Origin of the sequence: Paraplanobispora takensis (assembly GCF_016863195.1) — a bacterium.
GTDB lineage: Bacteria > Actinomycetota > Actinomycetes > Streptosporangiales > Streptosporangiaceae > Planobispora > Planobispora takensis.
In genome coordinates this window covers 49167-75635 of the sequence record NZ_BOOK01000052.1, presented here as the reverse complement: position 1 = coordinate 75635, position 26469 = coordinate 49167, and the positions used below count along the sequence as shown (strand labels likewise).

25 protein-coding genes are annotated in these 26469 nt (G+C 72.8%); 6 read left to right on the top strand and 19 right to left on the bottom strand.

Going from position 1 to position 26469, the window contains the following annotated elements:
• Nucleotides 1-73: 73 nt before the first annotated feature.
• From Pta02_RS32795 to Pta02_RS32780, 4 genes are all read right to left on the bottom strand, one after another.
• Nucleotides 74-625: a cellulose binding domain-containing protein gene (locus Pta02_RS32795; protein WP_203878874.1), complete on the bottom strand. Its 552-nt coding sequence runs from the start codon at nt 623-625 to the stop codon at nt 74-76.
• Nucleotides 626-732: 107 nt separating this feature from the next.
• The gene (locus Pta02_RS32790) at nt 733-1764 is read right to left on the bottom strand and encodes a lytic polysaccharide monooxygenase auxiliary activity family 9 protein (RefSeq protein ID WP_239131415.1); all 1032 of its coding nucleotides are present in this window, start codon (nt 1762-1764) and stop codon (nt 733-735) included.
• Nucleotides 1765-2221: 457 nt separating this feature from the next.
• Nucleotides 2222-3040: an MBL fold metallo-hydrolase gene (locus Pta02_RS32785; RefSeq protein WP_203878872.1), complete on the bottom strand. Its 819-nt coding sequence runs from the start codon at nt 3038-3040 to the stop codon at nt 2222-2224.
• The gene (locus Pta02_RS32780) at nt 3034-3609 is read right to left on the bottom strand and encodes a dihydrofolate reductase family protein (protein ID WP_239131414.1); all 576 of its coding nucleotides are present in this window, start codon (nt 3607-3609) and stop codon (nt 3034-3036) included. Before Pta02_RS32780 ends, Pta02_RS32785 begins: the two co-directional genes overlap by 7 nt.
• A 97-nt stretch (nt 3610-3706) precedes the next feature.
• On the opposite strand from Pta02_RS32780, the gene Pta02_RS32775 reads away from it, so the two are divergent.
• Entirely contained in the window at nt 3707-4201 is a 495-nt protein-coding gene (locus tag Pta02_RS32775) for a winged helix-turn-helix transcriptional regulator (protein WP_203878870.1), read from the top strand.
• 116 nt (nt 4202-4317) lie between these two features.
• Here the strand turns inward: Pta02_RS32775 and Pta02_RS32770 are convergent, their stop codons facing one another.
• Nucleotides 4318-5352: an ROK family transcriptional regulator gene (locus Pta02_RS32770; RefSeq protein WP_203878869.1), complete on the bottom strand. Its 1035-nt coding sequence runs from the start codon at nt 5350-5352 to the stop codon at nt 4318-4320.
• Nucleotides 5353-5397: 45 nt separating this feature from the next.
• Between Pta02_RS32770 and Pta02_RS32765 the strand changes: the two genes are divergently transcribed.
• Entirely contained in the window at nt 5398-6573 is a 1176-nt protein-coding gene (locus Pta02_RS32765) for an MFS transporter (protein WP_203878868.1), read from the top strand.
• A gap of 120 nt (nt 6574-6693) precedes the next feature.
• Here the strand turns inward: Pta02_RS32765 and Pta02_RS32760 are convergent, their stop codons facing one another.
• Nucleotides 6694-7086, bottom strand: coding sequence for an SRPBCC family protein (locus Pta02_RS32760; protein ID WP_203878867.1), 393 nt, complete (start codon nt 7084-7086; stop codon nt 6694-6696).
• Nucleotides 7087-7326: 240 nt separating this feature from the next.
• Here Pta02_RS32760 and Pta02_RS32755 point away from each other — a divergent pair, with 240 nt between their 5' ends.
• Nucleotides 7327-7896 carry a hypothetical protein gene (locus Pta02_RS32755; RefSeq protein ID WP_203878866.1) on the top strand — a complete coding sequence of 190 codons (570 nt, stop codon included), beginning with the start codon at nt 7327-7329 and terminating at the stop codon, nt 7894-7896.
• Between the two features lie 95 nt (nt 7897-7991).
• On the opposite strand, the gene Pta02_RS32750 is transcribed toward Pta02_RS32755, so the two are convergent.
• The 4 genes from Pta02_RS32750 to Pta02_RS32735 are packed head-to-tail and all read right to left on the bottom strand — an operon-like array spanning nt 7992 to nt 12515.
• Nucleotides 7992-9713, bottom strand: a complete 1722-nt coding sequence (locus tag Pta02_RS32750) for a GMC oxidoreductase (protein WP_203878865.1) — start codon at nt 9711-9713, stop codon at nt 7992-7994.
• 3 nt (nt 9714-9716) lie between these two features.
• Entirely contained in the window at nt 9717-10763 is a 1047-nt protein-coding gene (locus Pta02_RS32745; RefSeq protein WP_203878864.1) for a patatin-like phospholipase family protein, read from the bottom strand.
• Nucleotides 10760-11404 carry a hypothetical protein gene (locus tag Pta02_RS32740; protein WP_203878863.1) on the bottom strand — a complete coding sequence of 215 codons (645 nt, stop codon included), beginning with the start codon at nt 11402-11404 and terminating at the stop codon, nt 10760-10762. Before Pta02_RS32740 ends, Pta02_RS32745 begins: the two co-directional genes overlap by 4 nt.
• Before the next feature lie 7 nt (nt 11405-11411).
• Entirely contained in the window at nt 11412-12515 is a 1104-nt protein-coding gene (locus Pta02_RS32735; RefSeq protein ID WP_239131413.1) for an alpha/beta fold hydrolase, read from the bottom strand.
• Between the two features lie 153 nt (nt 12516-12668).
• Here Pta02_RS32735 and Pta02_RS32730 point away from each other — a divergent pair, with 153 nt between their 5' ends.
• Nucleotides 12669-13181 (top strand): 2'-5' RNA ligase family protein, encoded by a 513-nt coding sequence (locus Pta02_RS32730; protein WP_203878862.1) that lies wholly within the window; start codon nt 12669-12671, stop codon nt 13179-13181.
• Nucleotides 13182-13275: 94 nt separating this feature from the next.
• On the opposite strand, the gene Pta02_RS32725 is transcribed toward Pta02_RS32730, so the two are convergent.
• Together Pta02_RS32725 and Pta02_RS32720 are read right to left on the bottom strand one after the other, a co-directional pair.
• Nucleotides 13276-13518, bottom strand: coding sequence for a DUF397 domain-containing protein (locus Pta02_RS32725; RefSeq protein ID WP_203878861.1), 243 nt, complete (start codon nt 13516-13518; stop codon nt 13276-13278).
• Nucleotides 13509-14288 (bottom strand): helix-turn-helix domain-containing protein, encoded by a 780-nt coding sequence (locus Pta02_RS32720; protein WP_203878860.1) that lies wholly within the window; start codon nt 14286-14288, stop codon nt 13509-13511. The genes Pta02_RS32725 and Pta02_RS32720 overlap by 10 nt, the downstream gene beginning before the upstream one ends.
• A gap of 132 nt (nt 14289-14420) precedes the next feature.
• On the opposite strand from Pta02_RS32720, the gene Pta02_RS32715 reads away from it, so the two are divergent.
• Entirely contained in the window at nt 14421-14888 is a 468-nt protein-coding gene (locus Pta02_RS32715) for an ATP-binding protein (RefSeq protein WP_203878859.1), read from the top strand.
• A 41-nt stretch (nt 14889-14929) separates the two neighbouring features.
• Here Pta02_RS32715 and Pta02_RS32710 read toward each other — a convergent pair whose 3' ends face one another.
• Nucleotides 14930-15337, bottom strand: a complete 408-nt coding sequence (locus Pta02_RS32710) for a hypothetical protein (RefSeq protein ID WP_203878858.1) — start codon at nt 15335-15337, stop codon at nt 14930-14932.
• A gap of 220 nt (nt 15338-15557) precedes the next feature.
• On the opposite strand from Pta02_RS32710, the gene Pta02_RS32705 reads away from it, so the two are divergent.
• Complete coding sequence (locus tag Pta02_RS32705; RefSeq protein WP_203878857.1) at nt 15558-15797, top strand: hypothetical protein; 240 nt, start codon at nt 15558-15560, stop codon at nt 15795-15797.
• 25 nt (nt 15798-15822) lie between these two features.
• On the opposite strand, the gene Pta02_RS32700 is transcribed toward Pta02_RS32705, so the two are convergent.
• The 6 genes from Pta02_RS32700 to Pta02_RS32675 all read right to left on the bottom strand — a co-directional run bounded on the left by Pta02_RS32700 (nt 15823) and on the right by Pta02_RS32675 (nt 26426).
• Entirely contained in the window at nt 15823-18225 is a 2403-nt protein-coding gene (locus Pta02_RS32700; protein WP_203878856.1) for a YhgE/Pip domain-containing protein, read from the bottom strand.
• A complete protein-coding gene (locus Pta02_RS32695; RefSeq protein WP_203878855.1) occupies nt 18225-21176 on the bottom strand; it encodes an MMPL family transporter in 2952 nt (983 codons plus the stop codon). The genes Pta02_RS32700 and Pta02_RS32695 overlap by 1 nt, the downstream gene beginning before the upstream one ends.
• 237 nt (nt 21177-21413) lie before the next feature.
• Complete coding sequence (locus Pta02_RS32690; protein ID WP_239131412.1) at nt 21414-22502, bottom strand: lysozyme; 1089 nt, start codon at nt 22500-22502, stop codon at nt 21414-21416.
• A gap of 225 nt (nt 22503-22727) precedes the next feature.
• A complete protein-coding gene (locus tag Pta02_RS32685) occupies nt 22728-24737 on the bottom strand; it encodes a glycoside hydrolase family 127 protein (RefSeq protein ID WP_203878854.1) in 2010 nt (669 codons plus the stop codon).
• Complete coding sequence (locus Pta02_RS32680) at nt 24730-25494, bottom strand: carbohydrate ABC transporter permease (protein ID WP_203878853.1); 765 nt, start codon at nt 25492-25494, stop codon at nt 24730-24732. Before Pta02_RS32680 ends, Pta02_RS32685 begins: the two co-directional genes overlap by 8 nt.
• Nucleotides 25491-26426: a carbohydrate ABC transporter permease gene (locus tag Pta02_RS32675; RefSeq protein WP_203878852.1), complete on the bottom strand. Its 936-nt coding sequence runs from the start codon at nt 26424-26426 to the stop codon at nt 25491-25493. Before Pta02_RS32675 ends, Pta02_RS32680 begins: the two co-directional genes overlap by 4 nt.
• Between the last annotated feature and the right edge of the window lie 43 nt (nt 26427-26469).

Sequence of the window (26469 nt, the reverse complement as noted above, 5' to 3'; positions counted from 1 at the left end):
CCCTCCGCCTTTTCCGGGTTTCGGGGTGGAAGATGCCCACCCTTCGGAGGGGGTACGGCGGGCGCGGGCGAGGTCAGCCGCAGGTGATGTCGGTGAAGGCCGGCGGCGTGGCGGCGGCGCCGACGAACCCGATGCCGGAGACGGTGGCGCCGGGGGCCAGGACGGGGTCGGCGGCCGGAGCGTGGATCATGGCGATCGGGCCGCTCTGCATGTGCGTGCCCTTCCAGGCCTGGGTGATGGTCACGCCCTGTGGAAGCAGCCACTGGATGTACCAGTCGCGCATCGGGGTGCCGGTCCGGTTGCTGATCGTCGCGGTGCCCCGGTAGCCGCCCGGCCAGGACTCGACGAGGGTCAGCGTGGCCGTACACCCGGCGGACGCGGTCGTGGAGTGCGGGGAGGCCGCGGGGGAGGCCCCGGGAGGGGAAGCGGAGGAGCTCTCGGGAGGGGGAGCGGAGCTCCCGGAGACAAAGGCGGGGGAGGCCCCGGGAACGAGGGCGGAGGAGGGCCCGTGCCCGGCGGCGTGCGGCCTCGGCGGGGTCTCGCCGAGACAGGCCGCCGCGACCAGGGCCACCGCGGCGGCCAGGGACGCGGCGCCCAGCAGCGTCGTGGTCCTGCCTTGCGGCACGGCGGGCCCTCCTCGGGGAAGGGGGCCCGGTCCGGGCGGACCGGGCCCCGCGGGTCGTCAGGGAGTGGTACGGGTCAGGTCGTCAGTGGCCGGTACGGGCCGGGGCGTCAGGGACTGGTACAGGTCAATGTGGGAGAGCCGCTGGTTCCGTTGGCGGTGAACCCGAAGGTGGTGGAGCCGCGTGCGGGGATGCTCCGGTTCCAGTCGGCGTTCTTGGCTGTGACGGTGGATCCGGAGACGGTATGGGTCCCGTTCCATAGGCTGTTGATGGAGCTGCCGCTGTCGAGCGCCCACTTCACGGTCCAGCCGTTGATGCCGGAGGATCCGGGGTTGCTCACGGTGACCTCGGCCTGGAAGCCGCCCGACCAGGAGTTGACGGTCCGGTAGGTGGCGGTGCAGGCGCCCGGCTCACCGGTGGGCGTGACCGTGGGGGTCACAGTGGGCGTCACCGTGGGCGTGACGGTCGGGGTCGGGCCCGGACGGCCGACGCCGGTCACCTCGCCGTTGCCGCCGTCGAAGACGACGTCGGAGCAGTTGTAGAAGGTCTCGGCGCTGTCGGAGCGCTTCCACACCGAGTAGATGATGTGGCGGCCGGACTTGCCCGAGGGCAGGGTGGCGTTCCAGTAGTAGTGGGCGTCGTTGGTGCCCGGCGAGCCGACGCTCTGCGGGTGGTCGGCGGTGTGGAAGGGCTGTTCCTCAAGGTCGTCCCAGGTGAGCGGCCGGTCGGGGTTCCAGCCGTCCTTGGTGACGTAGAGATAGAACCAGCCCGGGTGGGCGGCCCACTTGTTGTACCGGAACTGGATCTGCGCCCCGGAGGTCAGGTGGGTCCTCGGCCAGTCGGCGTGCGCGAGGTCGTACCCGCTGAAGTTGGGGTTGCCGCCGCTGCACAGCTGCCCGTCGGGGATGAAGCCCCGGGTCCGTCCGGCACCGTCGGAGCGCAGCACGCTGAACCAGTTGTAGAGGGAGTTGGCCCCGCTCTGGGCCACGGCGGACGAGCAGGCGGGGTTGATGGGCACGATGTTCCCCTGCGGGCTGAGCCCGTCCTGCCAGCAGAAGAAGGTCCGGCTGCCGGGCACCATCATGGCGCCGTGAGCCGAGGCCGTGCCCGGGAGGAGGACGACCGCGGTGAGTGCCGACAAGACGGCGGCCGCACAGGCGACAGCGATTCTTCGCCAATTGCGCACGGGAATGACCGACCTTTCGAAAATGACGGATTACCGATCGGATGCAGCGAAGCGCTCACGCGAATCGGACTGTAGGCCGGTGTCCCTGAGGGAGTAAACCGAAGATCGCGCCGCCGGGTGCGGCGGGGACGACAACCCGCAGCTCACGAAGGAGCGGCGGGAGCGGGGGCGGATGAAAGATTCATGACTCCCGGCCGGTCGGCGGGCGGATCCGCCTGTCAGGAAACCGCCGGAAACCAGCGGGGAGTCGGCGGGAAATCAGCGGGAAATCAGCGGGGAAGCGGTCGGGAGCCCGCCGGGAACCGGTCGGGTCAGGGCGCTTTCCCGCCGTTCGGCGCGTCCCGGAATGGCACGTCAGAGCACCCTTTCGTCATTTCAGAGCGCCCTTTCGTCATTCGGCGGCGTTCTCGGATCACTGTCGGCTCCTTCCGGCGAGACGCTGGAGCTGATATTCGTGCACGCCGGCCACCCAGTCCCAGCCCTCCTTGGCCGACGGGCCGATCCGCGGGTCGTCGACGACCTGATCGTCGCGCAGGGCCTGCACGTACGCCCGATCCCGGTCGATCCGCGCGTGTACCTCGTCGGCTCCGCCGACGGACCCGTGGCCCGGGACGAAGGCGTCGACGTGGCCCGCCGCGCCCTCCAGCAGCCGCAGCGCGGTGAGATAGTCCTCGATCGGGTCGGCGGCGTCCATGTCGAGCATGGGGATCAGGACGTCGGAGAGCATGTCGCCGGCGACGAGAACCCCGCGTTCCTCGATCAGCAGCGCCGCGTGGCCGGGGGCGTGCGCCTGATGCTCGATGATCCGGACTCCGGGGCCGTCCCAGGGGATCTGCTCCGTCCCGGCGGGCAGGCCGGTGATGATGCCGAGCAGGTCCAGCGGTACCTGCCCGGCGATTTCCGTCTCGAGCAGGTGGTCGGCGATCCGGGCCTTCGCATCCGCGTCCGGCAGCTGATCCCGGACGGTGGCCGCGCAGCGCGCCGTGCCGTAACGGGGCGCCTCGCCGAAGCGGGCGTGCCAGAGCAGATGATCCCAGTCCGGATGCGTGGAGAACCCCGCCACGACGGGCCGGCCCAACTCGCGGAGGTCGTCGGCGAGGCAGTCCATCTCGGAGCCGGTCACCCCCGGGTCGATGAGCAGCGGACCGGCCGGGCCCTGCACGACAACGGCGTTGCTCTGCACGAACTCGCTCTCGTGGACCAGCACACCATCGGCGATCCGCCTCAGCATGAGCCCGCCTCCTTCGCGTCCCGGACGGCGTAGCGATGCATCGTGACACCCCGCTCGAACGATCGCTGCTCCAGCAGGTCGAGGTCGATCGGCAGATCGTAGTCGTCGAACAGCGGCCTGCCGAAGCCGAGGATCGCGGGATGGGTGAAGAGCAGCAGCTCGTCGAGCAGCCCCGCCCGGAGAAGCTGCGTCGCGAGCGCCGCGCCGCCGACCCCGATCGTGCCGTCGGTTTCGGCCCGGAGCGCGGCGAGCTGCTCGATCGCGTCGTCGCCGCCGATGATCCGGGTGTTGTGGCCGGCGCTGCGGCGGGTGCGGGAGACGAGCACCTTGGGCTTGGCGGTCCAGATCTCGCCGTACTCACGCAGGACGTCCGGCAGCGACGTGTCCTCGCGCGCCCGTGGCCAGTACTCCTCCATGACCTCGTAGACGACCCGGCCCTGGACCATCAGGGCGAGCGCCCGCGCCCGCGCGTTGAACTCGCGGTGCAGCTCCTCGCCGATGCGCAGCCACTCGCCCGCGCCGTTGTCCCCGGGAACCTGTTCGATCCGCAGGTCGAGGGACACGTTCATCCAATATACGAAGCGGCCCATCATCTCCTCTTCCCGTATAGTGCTTGCATTCTGCAACTACTATTATCGGGGGCGAAATACCTGTCAAGGAGGAATCGTGGAACCACGGTCCGGGTGTCCGATCAACACCGCCGTCGAGGTGCTCGGAGATCGCTGGTCGTTGCTCGTGCTGCGCGACGTCATCTTCGGCGACCGCCGATACTTCCGCGCGCTGCTCACCGGGTCGATCGAGGGCATCGCCTCGAACATCCTCTCCGACCGGCTCAAGCGGCTCATCGACGCGGGGCTCCTCACCCGCGGCACCGCGGCCCGCGGGCAGCGCGCGCGCTTCAGCCTCACCGAAGCCGGCATCCAGACGCTGCCGGTCATCTACGCCCTCGGCAACTGGGGCCTCGACTGGCGCCCGGGCAGCGCCGAGCTCCGAATCCGGCAGCAGCTCATGCGCGATGAGGGTCCGGCGTTCGTCGAGGAGCTCATGGACGAGCTCCGCGTCCGCCACCTCGGCGCCCCGCCGAAACCGCACGACGGCCCGGGCCCGTTCGAGCGCCTCGACGCCGCCTACGCCGCCGCCGAGCGGGAACGAGCCGATTGAGCGGCCGGGGACTCCGCCGCCCCCGGCCGCGTCCCATCCGTGGTCACCACGACTCCGCCTTCACCCCGCCGGGCCGCCGGAGGGCTCCGTCATCCGGGTCATCCGGGTCATCCGGGTCATCCGGGGACGCCGCCGAAGACGTCCCGGTGGGCGATGGACAGGGCGGTGAACAGCGCGCCGCGCAGGATCGCGTTGCCCTCGACCGTGCTCGGCCGTACCTGGACCGGGACGGGGGAGAGGGCGGCCAGGTGCTCGCCGGTCCGCGCCGCCAGCGCGTCGCCGCCTGAGTGCCCGGTCCCCCCGCCGAGGACGACCAGCCCCGGATCCAGGACCGCGACCAGGGTGAAGGCGATCTCGGCGAGCAGGGCCGCGAGGGAGTCCGGGTCCAGAGCGCGGGCGGCCTCGCTCGTCACCATGTCGCAGATCGCCGTGCCGCCCGGCCGCAGGAACCCGATCTCGCCCGCGCCGCCGGAGACGCCGCGCCGCAGCCGCCCGTCGAGGGTGATCGCGGCGCCGACCCCGTCGTCCAGCCAGAGCAGGACGAAGTCCTCACGTCCCCGGGCGGATCCGGCGCGGTGCTCGGCGACGGCGGCGAGGTTGACCTCGTTCTCCAGAGTGACCGGGGCGTCGATCCGATGGCGCAGGGTCTGGAGCAGGTTGGGCTTCCAGCCGGGCACGCCGTTGTCGGCCACCAGGTCTCCGGCGTCCGGGTCCACCAGGCCGGGAGCGCCCAGGACGACGGCGTGCATGCTCCTGGACCCGGCCGCCTCGGCGACCGTGGCGACGATGAGCTCGGCCAGGTCGTCGCCGGGCCGCAGGGGTCGTACGGCCGAGCCGGCGGTCCGGCCGGTGATGTCGGCGACGGTGACGTTGACGGCGGAGCGGCGCACGTCGATCCCGGCCACGTGGGCGCGGTCGGCGACGATGCCGTAAAGGCGGGCGTTCGGGCCCCGGCGGTCCTCCCCGCTCTCTCCGGCGACCTCGATCAGCCCGTTGACCCGCAGTCGCTCGATCAGGTCCGAGACGGTGGGGCGGGACAGGCCGGTCAGTGCCCGTAGCTGGGGGGCGGTCAGCGGGCCGCGCTCCAGCAGCAGGTCGAGCGCCAGGCGGTCGTTGATCGCCCGGGCCATCTGCGGAGTCGCGGTCCTCATTTATCCCCTTTTCATCAGGAAGCCTGCCTGTTAATTTTTAGCATCATGCGTACCGATCTTCAACGTGCCAGGATCGCCGTCGCGGCCGTCTTCGCGGTGCACGGAGCCGTCTCCGGGAGCATGGCGACCCGTATCCCGTGGCTGCAGGATCACCTCGACCTGAGCCCCGCCATGCTGGGCTTCGCCCTGTTCTGCCCGGCTCTGGGAGCCTTCGTTGCCATGCCGATGGCGGCCCGCCTGGTTCACCGGTACGGCGGTCGCCGGGCCACCCGGGTCCTGCTCGCCCTGTGGTGCGCGGTGCTGGCGCTGCCCTCGCTGGCCCCCGGGTTCGGCTGGCTCTGCGCGGTCTTCCTGCTGTACGGCGCCGCCGCAGGCATGTGCGACGTCACCATGAACGCCCAGGGGGTGATCGTCGAACGGGGGCTGAAGCGCTCCATCATGTCCGGTCTCCACGGGATGTGGAGTGTGGGAGGCCTCGTCGCCGCCGGGGTCGGGACGGCCGCCGCCCAGGCGGGCGTCGACGCGCGGCTCCACCACGGGGTGGCGGCGCTGGTGCTGCTCGCCTTCGGCGCCGTGGTGAGCCGTAGGCTCCTGGACACCCGGCCGGAGCCCGGGGAGAAGGCCCCGCCCCGGTTCACCGTGCCGTCGCGGGCGATCCTCGTGATCGGCGCCGTCGGCTTCTGCGCGACCTTCGCCGAGGGCGCCAGCCAGAACTGGGCCGCCGTCTACATCAAGGACGTCACCGGCGGCGGCGACGGCGTCGCGGCCGCGGGCTACGCCCTGTTCGCCATGTCCATGGCGGTCACCAGGCTCTCCGGCGACCTGATCGTCCGCAGGCTCGGGCCGGTCACGGCCGCCCGGCTCAGCGGCCTGCTCGCCACGGCCGGCGCCGTCCTGGTGGCCTTCGGCCGGACCCCGGCCCTGGTGATCGCGGGCTTCGTCCTGATCGGCCTGGGCGTCGCGGTGGTCGTCCCGCTGGCCTTCGCGGCCGGGGGCAACGCCACCGCGGACCCCGGCCAGGGAGTGGCGGGAATCGCCACGTTCACCTACCTGTCCAGCCTTCTGGCCCCCGCGGCCACCGGCTGGATCGCCCACGCGACCTCGCTGCCCGCAACCTTCGGGATGATCGCGTTCATCACCCTGACGGGCGGCCTGCTCGCCGCGGCGCTGCGGCCCCGCACCGCTCCGCGGGAGGCCGTCCCGGAACCCGTGGGCTCCTGACCCGGCCCGCCGGGGACCGCGTGCTCCGGAGGCCGCGATCCCCGGCGGGAAGGCCCGGTGCGATCCCCGGCGCGAGGCCTCGCACGATCCCGGCGGATCCGCGCCGGGCGGGGCGCCCCGTCAGGTGCGCACCTGCTCCGCGAGCCGTTCGAGGCTCTTGTCCAGGGCGTGGTCGACCTCCTCGGCGGGCGGGGCGTGCTCCTCGTCGAAGAAGGACAGGTGCACGGTCACCTCGCTCGACTGGTCGCTGATGCTCGTGACCTGCAGCCACCCCGCGTAGTGGTCGTCGTCGCGGGTGCCCCACTCCATGCGGAGCTGGTCTCGCTGGGCGCGGAACAGCCCGCGCTCGTCCCTGCCGGTGGCGTCCTCGTGCACGGTCACCGCGGGCAGTTCCTCGGATCGCACGTGCAGATCCCGCGGGAGCCAGGTGTCGAGCCGGTCCACGTCGCTGGCCCGGTCGAAGACCAGGTCGGGCGGGGCGGTCATCGTACGGGAACGCTCGTGTTCGCTCATCGGATCCTCACTTCTCGATTGGGAGCCTGCGGCCGGGACGTACCCCGCCCGCGCCCCTCCATCCCCGGTGAAGCGCGCCCGGGAGGCAGGGACGCCCGGGACAGGGACCAAGGTCCTTCCGGGAGGGGACCTCGGAACCGCGGGCCTGAGCCGTACGGCTCTGCGGGAACAGGGGGTGCAGCCGATTGACTGGGTGACGTAAGAGAGAGAACGCAAAGCACGGAGCAAGAGGAGCCAGTCATGGCCGTCATCGAGGGACGCAAGCCGATCAACGGCCACGCCGTCACCACTACCGCCGCCCCCGCCGCCGCCGCGCGGGGCCGTACCCCCGCCGTCGCCTACGCCTGGGCCGCCGCCCGCATCGCCCTGGGCTGGGTGTTCCTGTGGGCCTTCCTCGACAAGACCTTCGGTCTCGGGTTCGCCACCCCGGCGGCCAAGGCCTGGGTCAACGGGGGCAGCCCCACCACCGGCTTTCTGAAGGGCACCGGCGAGAACGCGCTGGGCGGCTTCTTCAGCGCCCTGGCCGGTCAGGCCTGGGTGGACTGGCTGTTCATGCTCGGCATGGCCGGCATCGGCACCGCGCTGATCCTGGGCATGGGCCTGCGGATCGCGGCCGGCGCGGGCGCGGCCATGATGCTGATGATGTGGGCGGCCGAGCTGCCCCTGGTCACCAACCCGTTCATGGACGAGCACATCGTCTACGCCATCGTGCTGGTCGCCCTGGCCCTGGCCCGGGCCGGCGACACCCTGGGCCTGGGTGCCCGGTGGGGCAAGACCGCCCTGGTCAAGCGACTGCCGATCCTCAAGTGAGGGCCGCCGAGACGCCCGTCCCCTGAACGCGGGGGACGGGCGTTCGGCATGTCCGGGGTCTTCCACGCGGCTCCCCCGGCCGGCTCCGGGGACTTTCAGGCGGGCACCCTCTCCAGCATCCGGGTGCACGCCCGGTCGGCGAAGGCCGCGATGGTCAGGGAGGGGTTGGGACCCACGGGGCCGGGCATGGCCGCCCCGTCCAGGACGTAGAGGTCGGGATGGCCGAAGACCTCCCCGTTGGCGTCGCACACCCCCTCGTGCGGTCCGTCGCCCATGGGCGCCCCGCCCAGCGGGTGGACGGTGATGATCCGGCGGACGAACCAGGAGAACCACACCGGGTTGTCGATGTACGACGCGCCCAGTTCGTCGGCGATCGCCCGCATGGTGGTGCGGACCCGCTGGAAGTACTCCATGCTCGTGCGCGTGCTCCACCGCACGTCGAGGCGGCCTTCGCGCAGCCGCATCACGCCGTCGGGGATGTCGCGCCCCATGCCGAGCAGGGGCAGCGACCCCGACGACAGCGTCCCGTCGGACAGCAGCCCGGAGATCGCCGAGCTCAGCCCCGTGTCGGCCGAGCGGGTGGTCTGGCTGTAGAGCCACCTGATCGCGAAGTCGGCCGCGCGCAGCAGGAGACGGACCCGGCCGCCGCCGCTGTACTCCGCCAGCCAGTCCACGAAGGCCGGGTACCCGCCGTCCTGCACGTAGTAGCCGCGTCCCTCACCGCCGTCGGCGCCGTCGGGGACGCGGACCGCCATGGTGATGACCGGCCCCCGGCTCGCCCGCATCAGGGCGGGGGCCGCGCCCCGGCCGGGCAGCAGGAAGGTCAGCAGGTCCCCGTTGCCGCAGAACCGCGTCCCGAGCGCGTCGCTCAGGCCGGGCAGCTCGGCCCTGCTGCGCAGCAGCAGCAGCGTCGTCCCGTACGTCCCGGCGGCGAGGATGAGCCGGTCGCAGGTGATGTGGCGCTGGGGCAGCGTGCCCGGGACGACCTTGTGCCCCTCGTAGGAGGGATCGTGGTGGACGTAGCTCACCTCGTACCCGCCGGAGAGCCCGCGGCGGATCCCGCGCACCTCGCACCGGGTGCGGATGTCGGCGTCATGGTGGGCGGCCGCCGACAGGTAGGTGTGGTCGAGGGTGTTCTTGGCCCCGTCGTTGCAGCCGATGTCGCACTCCCCGCACAACCGGCAGGTCTGGCGCGGCAGGCCGTGCAGGTTGCCGTACTCCGCCGGGGCGATCGGCAGGCCCAGGCCGGGCGGGGCGCCGGGCGCGGGCGCGAAGCTGACGGCCAGCGGCGGCAGCTCGAATCTGAGGTGGAGCTTGGCGGCCGCCTCGCGCAGCTCGGCCGTCTTGGGGGTGATGCCGTAGGCGGCCTCCTCGAACGGATAGGGCGAGGGGGTGAGCATCGCCTCCACCGCGTCATAGTGCGGGTCGAGGTCGGCGCGGGTGATCGGCCACGTCTCGTAGCCGCCGCCGGGCAGCGGGTCGTCGCGTACGAACCAGCGCTCGTCCTTGCGCAGCAGGACGTTCGCGTAGATGAGCGATCCGCCGCCCAGCCCGCTGGAGACCACCGAGCTGAAACCGTTGAAGCGCCAGACGTCGAACAGGCCCTGGAGCCCCTCGTGGGGATCCCAGAAGGCCCGCTTCATGTCGGCGGGCGAGCGGGGGAAGCTGCCCGGAGGGTAGGCCCGCCCCCGTTCCAGGACGACCACCGACAGGCCGGCCTGCGCCAGCCGGTAGGCGGCGACGGACCCGCCGAAGCCGGAGCCGACGACCACGGCGTCGACGTGCTCGGTACCCCTGTCATCCCGATGGGCCGCCATGGGTCAGCCCCTCCCGGACCTGGAGGGCTCCTCCGGCCAGCCCTTCAGCGCGCGCTCGGCCTGAGCGTGGCCGAACTCGATGAGCCGGTCGGCCGTCTTCTCCCGGAACCCGAGGAAGCCGCTGAGCGTCAACTCCGTGCCCTCCGGCTCGATGAGCCTCAGGTCCACCTGCTTCTTGTCGCTCGCCAGCTCCGCCTGCGGGGCCTGCTCGATGAGCGTGTTGATCGTCTTGGCGTGCTCGTAGCTGCTGTAGACGGAGTAGCGCGCGATGTTGTCGGCGATCCGGCTGATGGCCGCGCCGAGCGAGGTGGGCGAGCCGAGCACCGAGCTGACCCCGGAGGCCGAGACCACGACGACCGCGTCGGGCCGGTAGTCGAAGACCGGGGACAGCGGGGTGTTGGCCACCAGGCCGGCGTCCACGTGCTCCTGGCCGCCGTGCATCCCGGGCCGGAACAGCAGCGGTACGGCGGCGCTGGAGAACAGATGGTCGACGGTGAGATCCTCCTGCAGGTACTCGTACGACAGGCTGTAGGGCCGTTCGGCCGACGCCGGCGCCCGGTCGCGCTCCGGCTTGTTGTTGGTGAAGCGGACGACCCGCCCCGTCGACAGGTTCACCGCCGAGACGATCAGCGTCATCCCCTCGCGGACGGGGATGCGGCCCTTGGAGTCGTTGGGCCGGCCGAGGTTGTCCAGCACCCACCGCCGGGCCTGGCGGGTCTCGGCGAACCAGGTCCAGGCGATCGTGCTGAGCAGATAGTCCGTCAGGCCCGTGGTCGGCCCGCGCAGCAGCGCGCCCCAGTTGATCAGTCCGAGGTCGAAGCGGGGGCCGACGAAGTCGAGCGGCCGGACCGACCGCCACATCCTCGCCAGCTCCTCGGCCTTGAGGCCGACGGCCACCGCCGCGGCGTTGAACGCGCCCGCCGAGGTCCCGGACACCACCTGCACCCGGTCGAGCAGTCCCCGCTCCTCCAGATGGGCGATCACTCCCGCGCCGAAGTAGGCGGCCGGCGCCCCGCCGCCCGACAGCACCAGCGCCAGCTTGCCGCTCACCGCTCCCACCCCGCCTCGGACGGTACGGCGCGCCTGCGGGCGGCCTCGGCCCAGGCCTGGGGACGGCTCAGGTAGGCCTCGCGCAGGTTCCTGCCGAACAGCAGCCCGAACACCGCCATGGCGCGCGCGGCCTCATCGGGCGAGGCGGCCTCCCGCGCCCGCATGGACGCGATCATCCTGGCCAGGCCGGCCAGCCCGATCCGCAGGACGCCGCCGCCCTCGACGGCGTCGCCGTTGCGGTACAGCCGCGAGTGGAGGGTCGTGGTGTCGGGCATGAGGTCGAACCCGAAGTCGTCGCGCACCCTCTTCTCCCCGGCGAAGCGGTGCCGCGCGCCGGCGTGCTCGAACTCCGCCTCGTAGGTCATCAGCCGCAGCCCCGCGCCGCGGGAGGGCACGAAGAGCTGGAAGGTGCCGTTGCGGAAGGGGATGCGGCGGGTGATGCCGGGAAGCTCGATCTCGCCGGAGAGCGCGGCGGTGTGCTGGGGGTCGGCGACGAACCGGTCCACGTTCCCGATCGTCACGGTGGAGTGCAGGCGCAGCCGCCATCCGGTGCGCCGGCCGACCCGCTCGCCCTCCTGCGGGGTGTCCACTCCCATGGCGAACGGTCCGCTCATCGTCTCGTGGAAGACAAGTCCAGTCATGGCGGGCTCACCCCATGTGCCGCTTGAGGAAGTCGATCATGTAGGGGAAGACGTCCAGGTGGGCGTGCTGCCCCATGAAGATGTCCTGGTGGCCGTAGCCCGGGAAGACGGCCAGCTCGTGCCGTCCGGGCGCCACCGCCTGCAGCCGCTCGTGGCACACGACGTTGGAGTCGGCGAAGACGTGGTTCCTGTCGCCCGTGGTCAGCAGCATCGGCGTGTCGATCGAGGCCGCGTCGGCCAGATAGTCGCGGGGCAGGGCGTCGTAGCGGGGGTTGCGGGTGTCGTACTTCACGGCCCTGCCCGCCCGCACCATCTTCAGGACGTGCCGGTAGTAGTGCAGGCCCGTGGGACCGTAGAGGTCGCCGCTGCGCCGGTGGGTGACCGGGTGGAGCTTGTCGTGGGCGTAGAGCGCCGGCCAGCCCGTGCCCCACATGAGGCTGAGCATGTGGCAGGCGGGCTCGTCGCACTCGGGGTGGAACAGCGACACGAACTGGGAGAACATCCGCCCGCGGGACAGGAGCGGCTCGTTGTGCCAGGACGGGTCCAGGTAGGGCAAGCCCAGCACGTACTCGACGAGGGTGGGCGCGAACGTCAGTTTCGCCCGCGACCAGGCCGGCACCCTGGGCGTGAGCGCCGCGCTGTTGGCGATGACGCTGCGCACGCCGGACACGGCCCCGCCGAACAGGCTCATGGTGAACGAGACCGCGCCGAGGCAGTGGCAGACGACGTGCACCCGCCGCTCGCCGGTCACGCGGCGGAGCGTCTCCAGGGCGGCCGGGTGGTCGTACAGCGCGATGTCGTCGAGCGTGAAGCGGTGCATCGACCGGTTGTACGGATGCCGGTTGCTCATCCGGTAGTCCAGCGTCCACACCTCGGGGAACCCGTTGTCCAGCAGGTAGCGGACGAGGTTGTCGTGCTCGGGCATGATGAACATGTCGCTTGAGGTGGTCAGCCCGTGGATCACCAGGACGACGTCGTCGCTCTCGCCGCGCCTGAATCGCAGCATGTCGAGGCCCAGACCGTCGGCGGTGGTGAACGGGTGGGTGGAGACCTCGGCGTCCGGAACGCCCTCAAGACTGAACAGGGGGATGTGGCGTGTGATCGGTGTCATGGCTGTCTCCCCGGTGAGGCCATGGGAACCCGTCCATCCTCAGCGCCCCACCCGGGATGCGAATCAGGGAACGTCCTAGGGAAAACCCCGGGCCCGGGTCCCCAGGGGTGGGCCGCTCCCCGGGCGGGGACGCGCGCTGGCTACCCTTCAGCCATGGTCGCCGCGCTGGAGCTCTATCTCGATCCGGTCGCCGAGAAGCGGATCAGGACGTTGTGGGACGCGCTGGCCCGGGAGGGTGTCCCGTCGATGCGCGACCTGCTCAAGGGCCGCCACCGCCCGCACGTCTCGCTGATCAGCGCCCCGCGGCTGGACGGTCCCGCGGTGGCCGCGGCGCTGCGGGGCATGGAGGTGGCCGTCCCGCTCGGTCTCCGCTTCGACTTCGTCGGGCAGTTCCTCGGCCGGGTGCTCTGGCTCGGCCCGGTCCCCACGCCGCAGCTGCTGGCCCACCACGCGGCGGTGCACGAGCGGCTGGCCGCGGCGGGGATCACCGGGTTCGACGTCTACCGGCCGGGGGCGTGGGTGCCGCACTGCACGCTGTCGATGCGCGTGCCGTTCCCCAAGCTGCTCGACGCGCTGCGGCTGTGCATGGACGTGCTGCCGATCGAGGCGACCGTGGTCGCCGCCGCCGTCGCCGACCACGCCAGGGACACGCTCATCCCGTTGTGAGGCGTCCCGGTGAGGGGGCCCACTGTGAGCTGCCGCGGGGCGCCGCGGATCACGACGCTCCCGCCCGACGCCCCCGCCGGCGGCTCGGGCCGGGTCAGCGGCTCCGGTCGAACTCGTCGGCCTTCACCCCGCCGATGAACGCGTCCCACTCGGCGGGGGTGAAGAACAGCGCCGGGCCGTCGGGGTCCTTGGAGTCGCGCACGGCGATCAGCTCGGCGTGCCCGGTCTTGTGGCGGGGGCCGGCGGTGACGCCTGTGAGCTCCGCGACCTCGACGCAGTTTCCGCCGTTGTCGCCGGAGAGACTCGATCTGGTCCACCTGGCCTTACTCAGGTCCATTTTTCCTCTGCCGCCCTCTGGATGAGATCGATGGACATGCTCAACGGCAACGCCTCGGTGCGGATGGCCTCGAAACGCTCCACGGCCGCCGCGACATCCTCATGGTCGCTCGTGGTGAGGCCTCGTACCGCCGTCTCCGCATACAGTACGTCGCTTCCCCCGTCGAGGGCCGCGATTGCGAATCCGCCCATCAGCCCGGAGTGCATGCCGTGCGGCAGGACCTGCACGCTCAGCCGGGGGCCGGTCATCGTCACCAGGCGTTCCAGCTGTTCCCGCATCACCTTGGGGCCGCCCATCGGGCGGTGCAGGACCGCCTCGTCGATCACGCACCGGAAGATCGGGGGCGGGGGGTCGTCGCGGGTGAGGATGGTCTGGCGGGCCAGGCGCGCCTCCACCGCGGCCTCGTCGCCGCGCAGCAGCACGCGGGCGTAGGCCTCGGTCTGCAGCAGGCCGGGGAACACCAGCGGCTCGTAGGCGCGGAGGCTGGTCGCGACCTGCTCCTTGTCGCGCCATCTGCCGAACCAGGAGGGGATCTGCTGGCCCTTGCGCCAGTCGAGCAGCCGCTGGAGGGCTCCGCCGGTGCCGAGGGTCTCGTCGCAGACGCGTGCGAACTCGGGGCCGGCCGGCAGCTGGCCGGTCTCGATGCCGCTGATCAGGGACTCGCTGAAGTGGATCCGCTGGGCGAGCTGGGCCTGGGTGAGGCCCGCCGCCTGGCGGTAATGGCGTAACTCTCTGCCCCATATCGCCTGAGGTGTATAGAGATCAGCCATGAAGTCCTCCTTGTCGGAGTTCAAAAAGGGGGGAGTGAACTCCAACACTCCACTGTGGTAATCATTCGACTACCAAAAGTAGCGGATCTTCGTCACGCTGACATCATGAGATCCACGGCGGGGAGGCGGGACATGGAACAGGTCCTCAAGGCGTGCTCGATCCTCGCCGGGCACCGCTACGCGCTGGATCCCGCGATCCGCACCCTGGGGGAGAAGCGGGTGCCGCGCGAGGGGCGGGTCGTCGCCTCCGTCCGGCGCTTCGTGCGCGACGTGGCCGCCGACTGGGGCGCGGCCGACGGCGTTCCCGAGGTCGCCGAGCTCCTGGTGTCCGAGCTGGTCACCAATGCCGTCGCGTACGGCGCGGCGGGCGTGCCGCACGAGACCGCCGTGCGCGTCGTGGTCGGCAGGGAGAGGGAACTGCTGATCGTGGAGGTCTACGACTCCTGCGTCACGATCCCCCGGATGAGGCGGGCCGGGGACGCCGACGGCTCCGGCCGGGGGCTGGCCATCGTCGACACCCTCGCCCACGCCTGGGGGTGGACCCCCAACCCCCACGGCAAGTCCGTCTGGTTCCAGCTCGCGGCCTGGCCCCCGGACTGACCCGGCCGCTCGGGGGAGCCGGGGGCGCGGCGGGGATACGGCTAGCGGTACTGCGGGTTCTTGTGGGAGCCGCCGCCCTGCTGGTGGAGGCCGCCCTGCGCGCGGGCGGGCCTGCGGCGCAGGAGGATGAGGGCGATGACGCCGCCGATGAGGAAACCGCCGCCGCCGGCGGCCATGGCCAGGCCGGCGGTCCGCTGGGCGGACTCCTCGTCCAGGTCGGTGGAGGCGAACCCGTTCCACCTCGCGATCTCCTGGGTGAGCTGGTCGTAGCGGGCCGGGTCGCTCTCCTTGGCCGCCTCCGCCTCGCGGCTCAGCTCCTCCGCCTTGGCCAGATGGCTCTCGACCCGCGCGCCCGTCTCGCCCGCCCGGGAGAGCGGGATCACACTCGCGCCGGCGACGAGCAGGCCGATCACCATCGCCGCGATTGCGACCCACCGAATGTGCGCCACCGAACATCACCTTCCGTCAGTGCTCACCGCGGCCGTGTGCGTGCCGGACGCGGGCGGCGGGCCGGCTCCGGCTGCCGCAGGGGAACGCTATCCCGCGTCTTGGCCGGTCACATCCGTCATGCGGGGGACCGTGGCTCACCCGTCCGGGCGATCGCCGCGGTGCGCGCGTCATTCCTGCCAAAAGGGGTATGCAGGTATTTATATCTACAAAGGGGGAGAAATGGTAGCAAAGAAGATGGAAGGGAACGAGGATCAGCGCCGCCGGGCGGCCCGCCAGGCGCGGGAGGCGGGCAAGACCCCGAGCGAGATGAACGCGACGAAGGGGGGCTCCAAGCAGCGCCACTCCCGCCCGAAGAGCGAGCCGCACCACCACGAGGAGCGCCTGTCCTCGGCCCACCGTGGTAAGCAGGAGGGCGTCCGCAAGACGATGAGCGCCGACTCCAAGCCCGAGTACGAGTAGGACGACCCGCCCGGCCGCCCGGTGCTCAGACCACCTGGGTCGCGTGCAGGCGGGACACGGTCCAGATGCGCTGACGCCGGGCGGCGCGGACGGTCAGCAGCAGCGACCCGGCGATCCACAGGACGAGCACCGCCGCGGCGTGGCCGAGACCGGGGGCGTCCCCGGCGATCAGGCCGCGCAGGCCGTTCACGGCGTGGGTCATCGGCAGCAGGCCGTGCAGCGACTGGAAGAGCGCCGGGGCCGTCTCGATCGGGTAGGTCCCCCCGGCCGAGGTGATCTGCAGGCTGACGAAGATCAGCGCCAGGAACCGGCCCGCGCCGCCGAAGGTGGCGATCAACGCCTGGTTGACCGCGGTGAAGGTGAGCCCGACCAGGATCGCGAAGAGCGCCACGCCGGGCAGGCCGGCCATGTCGACCCCCACCGCGAAGCGCAGCACGCCGACCAGCAGCAGCGCCTGCGCCGCGGAGATGACCGTGCCCGGCATGTATCCCGCCAGGACGATCCGCCAGGACGGCGAGGTCGACACGAGGGCGCGCTCCGAGAGGGTGCGCAGCAGCATGTAGATCGACATGGCGCCGACCCACAGCGCCAGCGCCATGAAGTAGGGCGCGAGACCGGCGCCGTTGGCCTCCACGCCGTTCAGCCGCTCCATGTCCTGCACGACGGGGGTGGCCGCCACCTTCCGCAGGACCTGCCGCTCCCGGTCGCTGTAGCTCGGGATCCTCTCGGCCCCCTCGGCCAGCCCGTCGGCGAGTTCGGACGACCCGGAGCGCAGCCGCCCCGCGCCGGAGGCGACCTGGGAGGTGCCCTCGGCCAGCCGGGTGGCGCCGCCCGCGGCCGAGGAGGTCCCCTCGGCCAGCTCGGAGGCGCCGGAGTCGAGGTCGGCTGCGCCGGAGGCCAGCCGGGCGGAGCCCCGGCCGAGCCGGCCGGCGCCGGAGGCCGCCTGGGAGATGCCCTGCCGCAGGCGCGGGGCGGCGGCGGCCAGCTGCGAGGTGCCGCGCGCCAGCTGCCCGGCCCCGCCCGCCAGCGTGGAGGCGCCCCCGCTCAGGGAGGACGCGCCGCCGGAGAGCGTGCCGACGGCGGCGGCCAGCCGCGGTCCGGCGGCGGCCAGCGTGGCCGTCCCGCGCTCCAGCCCCTCGGCGCCGGCGTGCAGGCGCACGATCCCGGCCCGCAGCTCGCCGGCGCCCTCCGCGACCTCGTCGGCACCCGCCGCGGTCGCGTCCGCGCCCGTGACCAGCGGGTCGATCCCGGCGGCCAGCAGGGCGAGCTGGTCGCAGTAGGCGGGCGCCGCGCCCGAGGCGGGGCACCCGGCCGACACGGCCGCCAGCCGCGCGCCGTACTCCTCGATCCCCGCCGAGAGGGATCCCGCGCCGGCGGCCAGCTCGTCGGCGCCATCGGCCAGCGCGGCGGAGCCGGTGAGCAACCGGTCGGCGCCCTCCTCCAGCCGGGCCGCGCCCTCGGCCAGCAGCCGGGTCTGGGCGGGCAGCTCCCGGGTGCCCCGCTCCAGCCCGGTCAGGCCCCCGGCCAGGGTGGAGGCTCCGGTGGCCAGCTTGCCCGCGCCCCCGGAGATCTTCCGGGCGCCCCGGTTCAGCTGCGCGGACTGCGTGGGCAGGCCGCGGGTGCCGCGGGCGAGCACGCCCAGCCCGTTCGAGAGCGATGCGGCCCCCTCTGCCAGGTCGGAGGCCCCGCCGGAGAGCTGCCCGGTGCCCCGGCTCAGCTGCCCGGCGCCGGACGACAGCCGCCGCAGGCCCACCACGAGCTCGTCGGCCCCCTCGTCGGTCCGCGCGGCGCCGGAGGCCAGCCGGCGGGCGCCGCCCGCCAGGTCCGCCGCACCCTCGGCGGCCTGGCCGATCTGCCCGTGCAGGGTGGTGAAGGCGACGTACACGTTGTCGAGGTAGGTCTCGGTGACCTGGGAGTTGAGCGCGGCCGTCGCGGCGGCCCCGACCGACCTGGCCAGGGTCCCGGCGAGATAGTTGTGGGCGTCGTTGCTGCGCACCCGCAGGACGGCCTGCTCGGCCCGGGTCCCGTCCTCTCCCGCGGTCGAGGTGACGGCTGCGGAGAAGTCCTCGGGGATCGTGACCACGGCGGCGTAGCCGCCGTCGGCGAGCCCGGCCTGCGCGTCGGCGGCGTCGGTGAGCGTCCAGTGGAAGTTGCCGTCCCCGGCGCCGGTCAGCTCACCGGCCAGGCTGCGGCCGAGCGGCACGGTCCGGCGCGTGCCGTCGGCGCCCGTCGTGGTGACGGGTTTGTCGAGGTTGACGACGGCGGCGTCGACGTTGTGGAGGTTGCCGACGGGGTCCCAGTTCGCCCACACGTACAGCACGCCGTAGAACAGCGGCACCACCGTCACCGCCACCAGCGCGGCCCTGGTCAGCCGGTTGCGCCGGAACCGGGCGAGCTCGAACCAGGGCAGGGACGGGAACGGGAGCATCAGCGGACCTTCTCGCGCGCCGGGTGGACGGTGGTCATGTCGAACGGGATCAGCCGCTCGCGCGGGATCGCGGCGAGCGCCTCGGCGGGGTCCTGGCAGCTCGCCACGACGGTCACCGCGGGCAGGGTGTCCGCCGCGCCGCCGGGGTGACGGATCTCCGGGCTCCCGGTGAGCCAGGCCAGCGCCCGCCACAGCGCCCTGCGCTCGTCCGGCGCGCGCAGGCCGTCGGCGTCGTCGACGACGACGAGGGAGGGAGAGCCGATCATGGCGAGCGCCAGCCCGAGGATCCTGCGCTCCAGCGGCGTGATGTCGGCGACCAGGCTGGTGCGGTCCAGGCGGGCGGCGGCCCCCGTGGCGGCGGCCACCGCGGCGTCGATGGTGTCGAGGACCCGGGTCACGGCGGCCCGGGAGACCCACGGCCGCAGCGACAGGACGGCCAGCCGCTCGGCGACGTGCTGCTCGACGCTCAGCGACTCCTCCAGGTCGTTGATGCCCGGGGTCTCGGCGAGCGCGCTGCGCTCCCTGACCGCGCCCGCCTCGCCGGGCAGGCCGTGCCCGCAGACCTTCAGCCGGCCGGAGTCGAAGGGCATGCGGCCGGACAGGGTGAGCAGCAGGGCGGTCTTGCCGGTGCCCGGCGGGCCGTACGCGACGAGCACCGTCCTGGGCGGGACGGCCAGGTCGACGCCGGTGAACACCGGCCCCCGCGGGCCGGAGAGGCTGAGACCCTCCGCGCGGATCACGTCGGCGGACCCCGGCGCGGGCCAGCCGGCCAGCTCCAGCCGGTGACGCAGCGCCTCGCCCTCGACGTCGAAGGAGGGCAGCAGGCGGTCCAGCCGGCCGGGCAGCCACCACGCCGCGCGCCCCAGCAGGGCCAGTACGGCGGGCACGAAGGTCATGCGCACGACGAAGGCGTCGAGGAGCACCCCCACGGCGAGCGCGAGGGCGATCGGCTTGACGTTCGCGTCGCTGTGCGGGACGAACGCCGCGAAGACCGCGATCATGATCAGCGCGGCGGCGGTCACGACCCGCGCGCCGGAGACGTAGCCGACGGTCACGGCGTCGCGGGCGTCCCGGCCGTGCACGTACTCCTCGCGCATCCGCGAGACGAGGAAGACCTCGTAGTCCATGGCCAGGCCGAACAGCACGCCCATCACGATGATCGGCATGAAGCTGATGACGGGGCCGGTGCGGGCGACGTCCAGCGGGCCGGCCGCCCAGCCCCACTCGAAGACCGCGGCGGTCACCCCGAAGGACGCCCCGACCGAGAGCAGGTACCCGGCGGTCGCCTTGATCGGGATGGTGACCGAGCGGAAGACCGCACCGAGCAGGATCAGGGACAGGCCGATGACCAGGACGGCGAAGGGCGGCAGCGCCCCGGCCAGCCGGGCGGAGACGTCGACGGCGACCGCCGTGTGGCCCGTCACGGCCACCTCGACGCCGTACTCGTCGGCGAAGTGCCCGCTCAGGCCGCGGATGCGGGTCACGAGGTCCTCGGTGGCCCGCGACTGCGGGTCGCCCTCCGGGACCAGGGCGATGATCCCGGTGTCGGCGGTGGGGTTCGGGGTGGCGGTGGTGACGGCGGCGACCCCGGGCAGGTCCCGCAGCTCGTCGGCGATCCGGCGCACGACGCCGACGGGGTCGGTGGTCCTGATGATGTCGGCGGTGACGAGCAGCGGGCCGTTGAACCCCGGGCCGAAATGCTCGGCGACCAGGTCGTAGGCCTGGCGCTGGGTGCTGTCCGGCGGCGCGGTGCCGTTGCCGGGCAGCGCCAGCCGCAGGTCGCGCGCCGGCAGGGCCAGCGCGCCCATGGCGAGCACCACCAGTGCGACGGTGACGGCCGGCCGGCGGGTGACGGCGCGGACCCAGCGCTCGGCCGGGCGGGTGCCGCCGGTGCGCTCCCTGCGCTCCTTGCGCCAGGGCAGGCGGGAGGGGGCCCGGCGCGGCCGGAGCCGGTCCCCCGAGACGCCGAACAGGGCCGGCAGCAGGGTCAGCGCGACGAGGACGGCGACGAGCACCGCGCCGGCGGCCCCCAGGCCCATCGTGGTCAGGAAGGGGATCCGCGCGACGGCGAGTCCCAGCAGCGCGATGACCACGGTGAGCCCCGCGAACACGACCGCAGACCCGGCCGTGGCCACGGCCCGCGCGGCCGACTCCTCCGCGTCGAGCCCCTCGGCGAGCTGGTCGCGGTGCCGGGACAGGATGAACAGGGCGTAGTCGATCCCGACGGCCAGCCCGATCATCAGGGCGAGCAGCGGGACGGTGGAGGAGATCGCGGTGAACGCGGTCGCGGCCATCACCGCCGCCATCGCGATCCCCACGCCCACCACCGCCGTCAGCAGGGGCATCCCCGCGGCGCGCAGGGAGCCGAAGGTGACCGCGAGCACGATGAGCGCGACCAGGACGCCGAGCGCCTCCGTCACGCCGGGCCGGGGCGGGGCGGTCCCGAAGGCGGCTCCGCCGAAGCGCGCCACGGCGCCCGCCTCCCGGAGCGGCCGGGCGGCGGAGACCAGGGCGGAGCGCAGCTCGTCGGTCACGTCGTCCCCGGCCATGTCGAGCTGGACGGTCACCAGGGCCGCGCGGCCGTCCTGCGACAGCGCCGAGGTGACGTCCTCGTCGTACGGGTCGACCACCGCGGCCACCCCGTCGACCTCGCCGAGCGCGTCGGCGACCTGCTCCACCCGCGCCTTGACCGGGGCGTCGGTGACCTTCCCGCCGGCGGGGGCCACCACGATCATCTGCGCCTGCGCGCCGCCGGCCTGGGGGAACCGTCTGTCCAGGGTGTCCAGCGCGTTCTGCGACGGGGTGCCGGGGATGGCGAAGGAGTCGCTCGTCCCGGCCGAGACCGCACCCGCGGCGGAGCCGAGGGCGGCGAGGAGCGCGATCCAGCCGATGATCACCGGTGTCCGCGCCCGGTAACAGGCCCGCCCGAGCGAGTACAGCAGCGACGACATCGTCCTCCCGATCGCACACTCCCGAGCCCGCCGCCCGCCGGCGCGTCAGCGTCCTCATGCCACCCGGAACTCCTCGGCGACACACGGACCGAACCCCGTGAACGGCAATCCGGGGGACGGATTTGGCGACGCCGGGAGGATCACGGTGACGGCCGGGACGCTCCCCTTGCCGTCCCCGGAGGACGGCTTGGCGCGGAAGGGCCCCGGCGGAGATCGATCAGCGGGGGTGGGTGCCGATCAGCGGACGTCGACGTAGCCGGTGGCGCTCCTGGTGGCCAGGCGCTTGGAGTCCCCGGCGTAGACCGCCTGCCAGGAGCCGTCCTTGCCCGCCGTGAACGTCTTGCGGAAGGTACCGGTGGCGGTGGTCGTGGCGGTGCCCGCCGTACGCCAGGCCGCCGATCCGCGGGGCCTGAACCTGATCGTGACGCGCTGCTTGGCGGCGCCCGTGCGGGTGCCGGTGGCGGTGTACTGGCTGAGGGTGCCGACGAGCGTCATCTTCCGGCCGCGCTTGATCCGGTCGGGCCCGGTGTTCACCAGGGAGACGCGGGTCTCGGCCTTGGCCGCGGGGGCGGGGGTGACGGCCCCGGTGCTCTGGCCCGTGGCCAGCTGCTTGAGCTGCGCGGCGGTGCCGTTGAAGACGTTCTGGTCGCCGGGGAAGGTCCCGGAGCTGGCGTACTGCCAGATGGTGTGCCGGGTCCAGCCCGAGGGCAGGGTGCCGGCGGAGGAGGCGTAGCGGGCGATCCAGAGCGGGTGGTCGCCGAAGGCGGCGCTGCCGCCGGTACAGGTCTGCCACCAGTAGGTGTTGGTGTAGATGGTGGGCCGCCTGCCGGTCAGCGCGAGATAGCGGTCGCTGAAGGAGCGGATCCAGCTCACCATCTGGGCGGGCGACAGGTCGTAGCACGTGTCGAGGCCGTTGGAGGACTGGTAGGGGTTGAACTCGATGTCGAGCGCGCCGGGCAGGGTCCAGCCGTCGGCCGTCCAGCCGCCGCCGTTCTTCACGAAGTAGTCGGCCTGGGCGGCGCCGCCGGACTTGTGGGGCAGCGCGAAGTGGTAGGCGCCCCGGATCAGGCCCGCCTGGCGGGCGCCCTGGTACTGCGTGGCGAAGTAGGGGTTGCGGTAGGTCACCGACTCGGTGGCCTTGACGTAGGCGAACCGCCCGCCCGCGCCGTACACCGACGGCCACGACACGCTCGGCTGGTGGGAGCTGACGTCCAGCCCCTGGATACCCGCCGGGACGGAGGCGGCCAGCGCCGGCCCGGGGACCGCCACGCACGCGGCGGAGGCGAGCACCAGCCCGCCGAGGACAGTTCCGGACAGACGTTTCACTGATGCCCCATCCCTCACAGGGCGCTCTGCGGCGCCGGCGTTCCCCCCTCCGATCGGCCGTCACGCGAAGGGCATGAGGAAGGAGGACCGGGCAGGGATGTGAGGTGGGTCACGAGTGGCCGGGCAGGTGAGAGCCCGGTGGGCGGTGGGGTGCGCTCACCGGGCTCTCACGATCTTCACCGCCGGAGGGGCGCGGAGCCCGTGCCGGACGATGTCACAGGGGGGTCACTCCGCCATGGGCAGCCAGACGCGCATCGTCGCGGGGCCGCGGTTGCCCCAGCGGTGGTACGGCACCAGCCGCAGGGTGATCTTCCGCCCGTCGTCCGGACCCGTCGCCCCGGCGCCGGCCGGTTCCGCGTTCACCGGGTCCGTGCCCGCCGGATCCGGGCCTGCCGGATCCGGGTCCGCCCCGGAGGGCCCGGATCCGGCGGGCGGCGCTTGGCCGGGCAGGGTGGTGTACGGCCAGGCGGTCTGGCCGGGGGAGTGGAGCAGGGCCTCCGTCTCCAGCTCGACGACCCCCTCGGCCTCCCGCTCGGTGAGAGGACCGGGCAGGACGTCCACCTCGGCGAGCGGCGGCTCGTCCCCCGGTGACTCGGCGCAGTAGACGATCGGGCCGCGCTCCACGGCGGCGCAGCCGCGCAGCGCGTCGATCCCGCGGCCGGGCCCGGTCCACCGGGGCCGCACCGGCAGGTCGAGCCGGATCACGTCGCCCGGCCGCCAGTCCCCGTCGGCCACCGCGTACCCGGGCGCCGCCTCCCGGCTCACCCATCCGGAGTCGTCCCCCCGGGAGAGCCGCCCGGACGGCTCCCCGGCGACGCCCCGTCCGTCGGGTCCCCGCCCGGACGCGTCCTGGCGGGGACCGCCGTACGACAGCACCGCGCCGCGCGCCCACGGCGGGACCCGCAGCGACACCCGGCCGGGACCGCCCTCGACCACGTGCACGGTCACCCCGCCAGACCAGGGATAACCGGTCTCCACCCGCAGCACCAGGCCGCCGTTGCGGATCTCCCCCGAGGCGTGGTGGTGGATCTGCACCCCCGACGCGTCACCGGTCGCGACGTAGGCGGGCAGCGAGGCGAACGTGCGGGCGATGTTGTTGGGGCAGCACGAGACCTCGAACCACGGCGAGCGCAGCCCGCCCTCGGCCGCCGGGTTGATCCCCGCGGGCGGTTCGGCGGGGACCCGGACCTGCAGCGGGTTGGAGTAGAAGAACGAGCGGCCGTCCAGTGCGGGGGCGGCCGCCAGGACGTTGAACATGGTCCGCTCGGCCAGGTCGGCGTAGCGCGCGTCGCCGGTGGCCAGCAGCAGCCGGTGGCAGAGCATGACCGAGGCCACGCCCGCGCAGGTCTCGGCGTAGGCCCGGTCCGGTGGCAGCTCGAAGTCCTCGCCGAACGACTCGTCGGTGTGGCGCGAGCCCATGCCGCCGGTCAGGTGGGTGCGCCGGGCGACCGCGCGCTCCCACTGCGCCTCCACGGCCTTCAGCAGCTCCGCGTCGCCCGTCTCCACGGCCACGTCCACCGCGCCGCAGGCCAGGTAGAGCGCCCGTACGGCGTGCCCGCGCAGCACCCGAGCCTGCCGTACCGGCACGTCGTCCTGGAAGTAGCCGCGGCCGAAGGGGATCTCGCCGAGCGCGGGCAGGCCCCGGCGCTCGACGAAGCGGCGGGCCATCTCCAGGTAGCGCTCGGCGCCGGTGGCCCGGTACAGCTCGACCAGCGCCATCTCCACCACCGGGTGGCCGCAGGTCTGGGCGGTGTCCATGAAGCGGTCGCAGACGTGGTCGGCCGCCCGGCGCACGACCCCGGTCAGCTCGTCCTCCCCGTGCGCCCGCAGTCGGGCCACGCCCGCCTGGATGAGGTGGCCGTAGCAGTAGAGCTCGTGGCCCCACTCCAGGTCGGTGTAGCGGGCGCCGCCCCAGCGCGTGTTGAGGTAGCCGTCGGGCTCCTGCGCGGCGGCCACCGTCCCCGCCAGCTCGGGCAGGCCGGGATCGCCGGCCCAGGCCATGGCCTCCAGCAGCTTGTAGATCTCCGAGTCGCTGAACTCCCTGCCGCGGTGCGGACCGCCGGGGGAGCGGAAGTTGCCGATCCAGCCCTCCCGTTCCATCCAGTCCCGGCAGTGGGCGATGACGACCTCGCGGCCGAGCCGGACGCGGTCGCCCCAGAAACCCGGCGAGAGCCGTACGGCCTGCAGGCCCAGGGGGGACAGCACGCCGCAGGAGGGCAGGACGGGACTAACCACGCAGGGCTCCAGACATGAATCCGCGCACGTAGTGGCGCTGCAGGACGAGGAAGAGGATCAGGCAGGGGACGGCCATGGTCATGACACCCGCCTGCAACATGCCGTAGTGGATGGCGCCGAAGGTCTGCTGGGTCATGCTGACCACCGCCACCGGCAGGGTGAAGTTCGCGCCGTCGTTGAGCAGGATCAGCGGGGCGAAGAAGTCGTTCCACGAGGCGAGGAAGGCGAACAGGCCGACGGTGATCAGAGCGGGCCGTACGGCGCGCAGCAGGATGCGGCGAAAGGCCCTGAACGTGCCGCAGCCGTCGACCAGGGCGGCCTCCTCCAGCTCGCGGGGGACGGCCTCGAAGGCGTTGCGCATCATGAACAGCGCGAACGGCAGCTGGAACATGACGAACACCAGCGCCAGCCCGACCAGGGAGTTCTGCAGGCCGATGACGCCGAGCAGCACGTAGAGCGGGATGAGGATGGTCGCGTACGGCACCATCAGGATGGCCAGCGTGACCAGGAACAGCAGGTTCTTGCCCGGGAAGTCGAAGCGGGCGAAGGCGTAGCCGCCGAGCGAGGAGACGACGAGCGTCCCCGTGACGGTCATCGCCGAGACCAGCACGCTGTTGGCGGCGTAGACGCCGACGCCCTCGCCGTAGCGGGCCATCTCCAGATAGCTGCCGGGATCCTCCAGCGACGCCCACCCGCTCCACAGCAGCGGGAACAGAAAGAGCACGGCCAGCGCGGAGACCGTGGTGTAGTACCTCATCTCCCCCTCCCCCGGAGCACCCGCATCTGCAGGACGTTGAGCAGGACCAGCGCGACGAGCAGCACGACCGACAGCGCGGCGGCGCCGCCCAGGTCGAAGCGGAAGAAGGCGTCCCGGTAGACCACCATCACCATCGAGACCGTGCTGTTGTCCGGGCCGCCGTTGGTGAAGACGAAGAACTGGTCGAAGGCCAGCAGCGAGCCGGTGACGCTGAGGATGAGCATCAACGCGATCGTGGGCCGCAGCAGCGGCAGGGTGATCCTGGTGAAGATCTGCAGGCGGCTCGCGCCGTCGGTCCTGGCCGCCTCGTAGACCTCCGCCGGGATCGCCTGCAGCCCGGTCAGCAGGATGAGCATGTTGAACCCGGCGAAGCGCCACAGCACCAGCCCGATGGTGGAGAACAGCGCCATGTCGGGGGTGCCGATCCACTTGACCGGCTCGTCGGTGATCCCCAGGGTCTGCAGGATCGGGTCGATCGGGCCGAAGTCGTTGTTCAGCATGCCGTAGAACAGCAGCGCCGCCGCGGCGAAGCCGACCGCCCCCGGCAGGAAGAACGCGGTGCGGAAGAAGCCCACGCCCGGCCTGCGCTCCTGCACGAGCAGGGCCAGGCCGAGCGCGAGCCCGGACAGCAGGATCGTGGTCAGGACCGTGTACTTGAGGGTGAACGTCACCGCGTCCAGGAACAGCGGGTTGTCGGCGATCTTGATGTAGTTGTCCGGCGCGTTGAACCGGGCCGGGCCCAGCAGCGGCCAGCGGTGCAGCGACATCCAGACCACCAGCGCCAGCGGCGCGACGAACAGGACGGACACGATCAGCGCGGTGGGCATGGCGTACCACCAGCCCTGGGCCCGCCGCCCGCGCCACCACGGCGCGGGCGGCGGTCCTGGCCGGTGCGCGGGCCCGGACCGCGGCCGGGCGAGCGTCACACTCATGTGCTTCTCCTCGAAGGCCGGCTCCCGGGCCGGCTGCCGGATC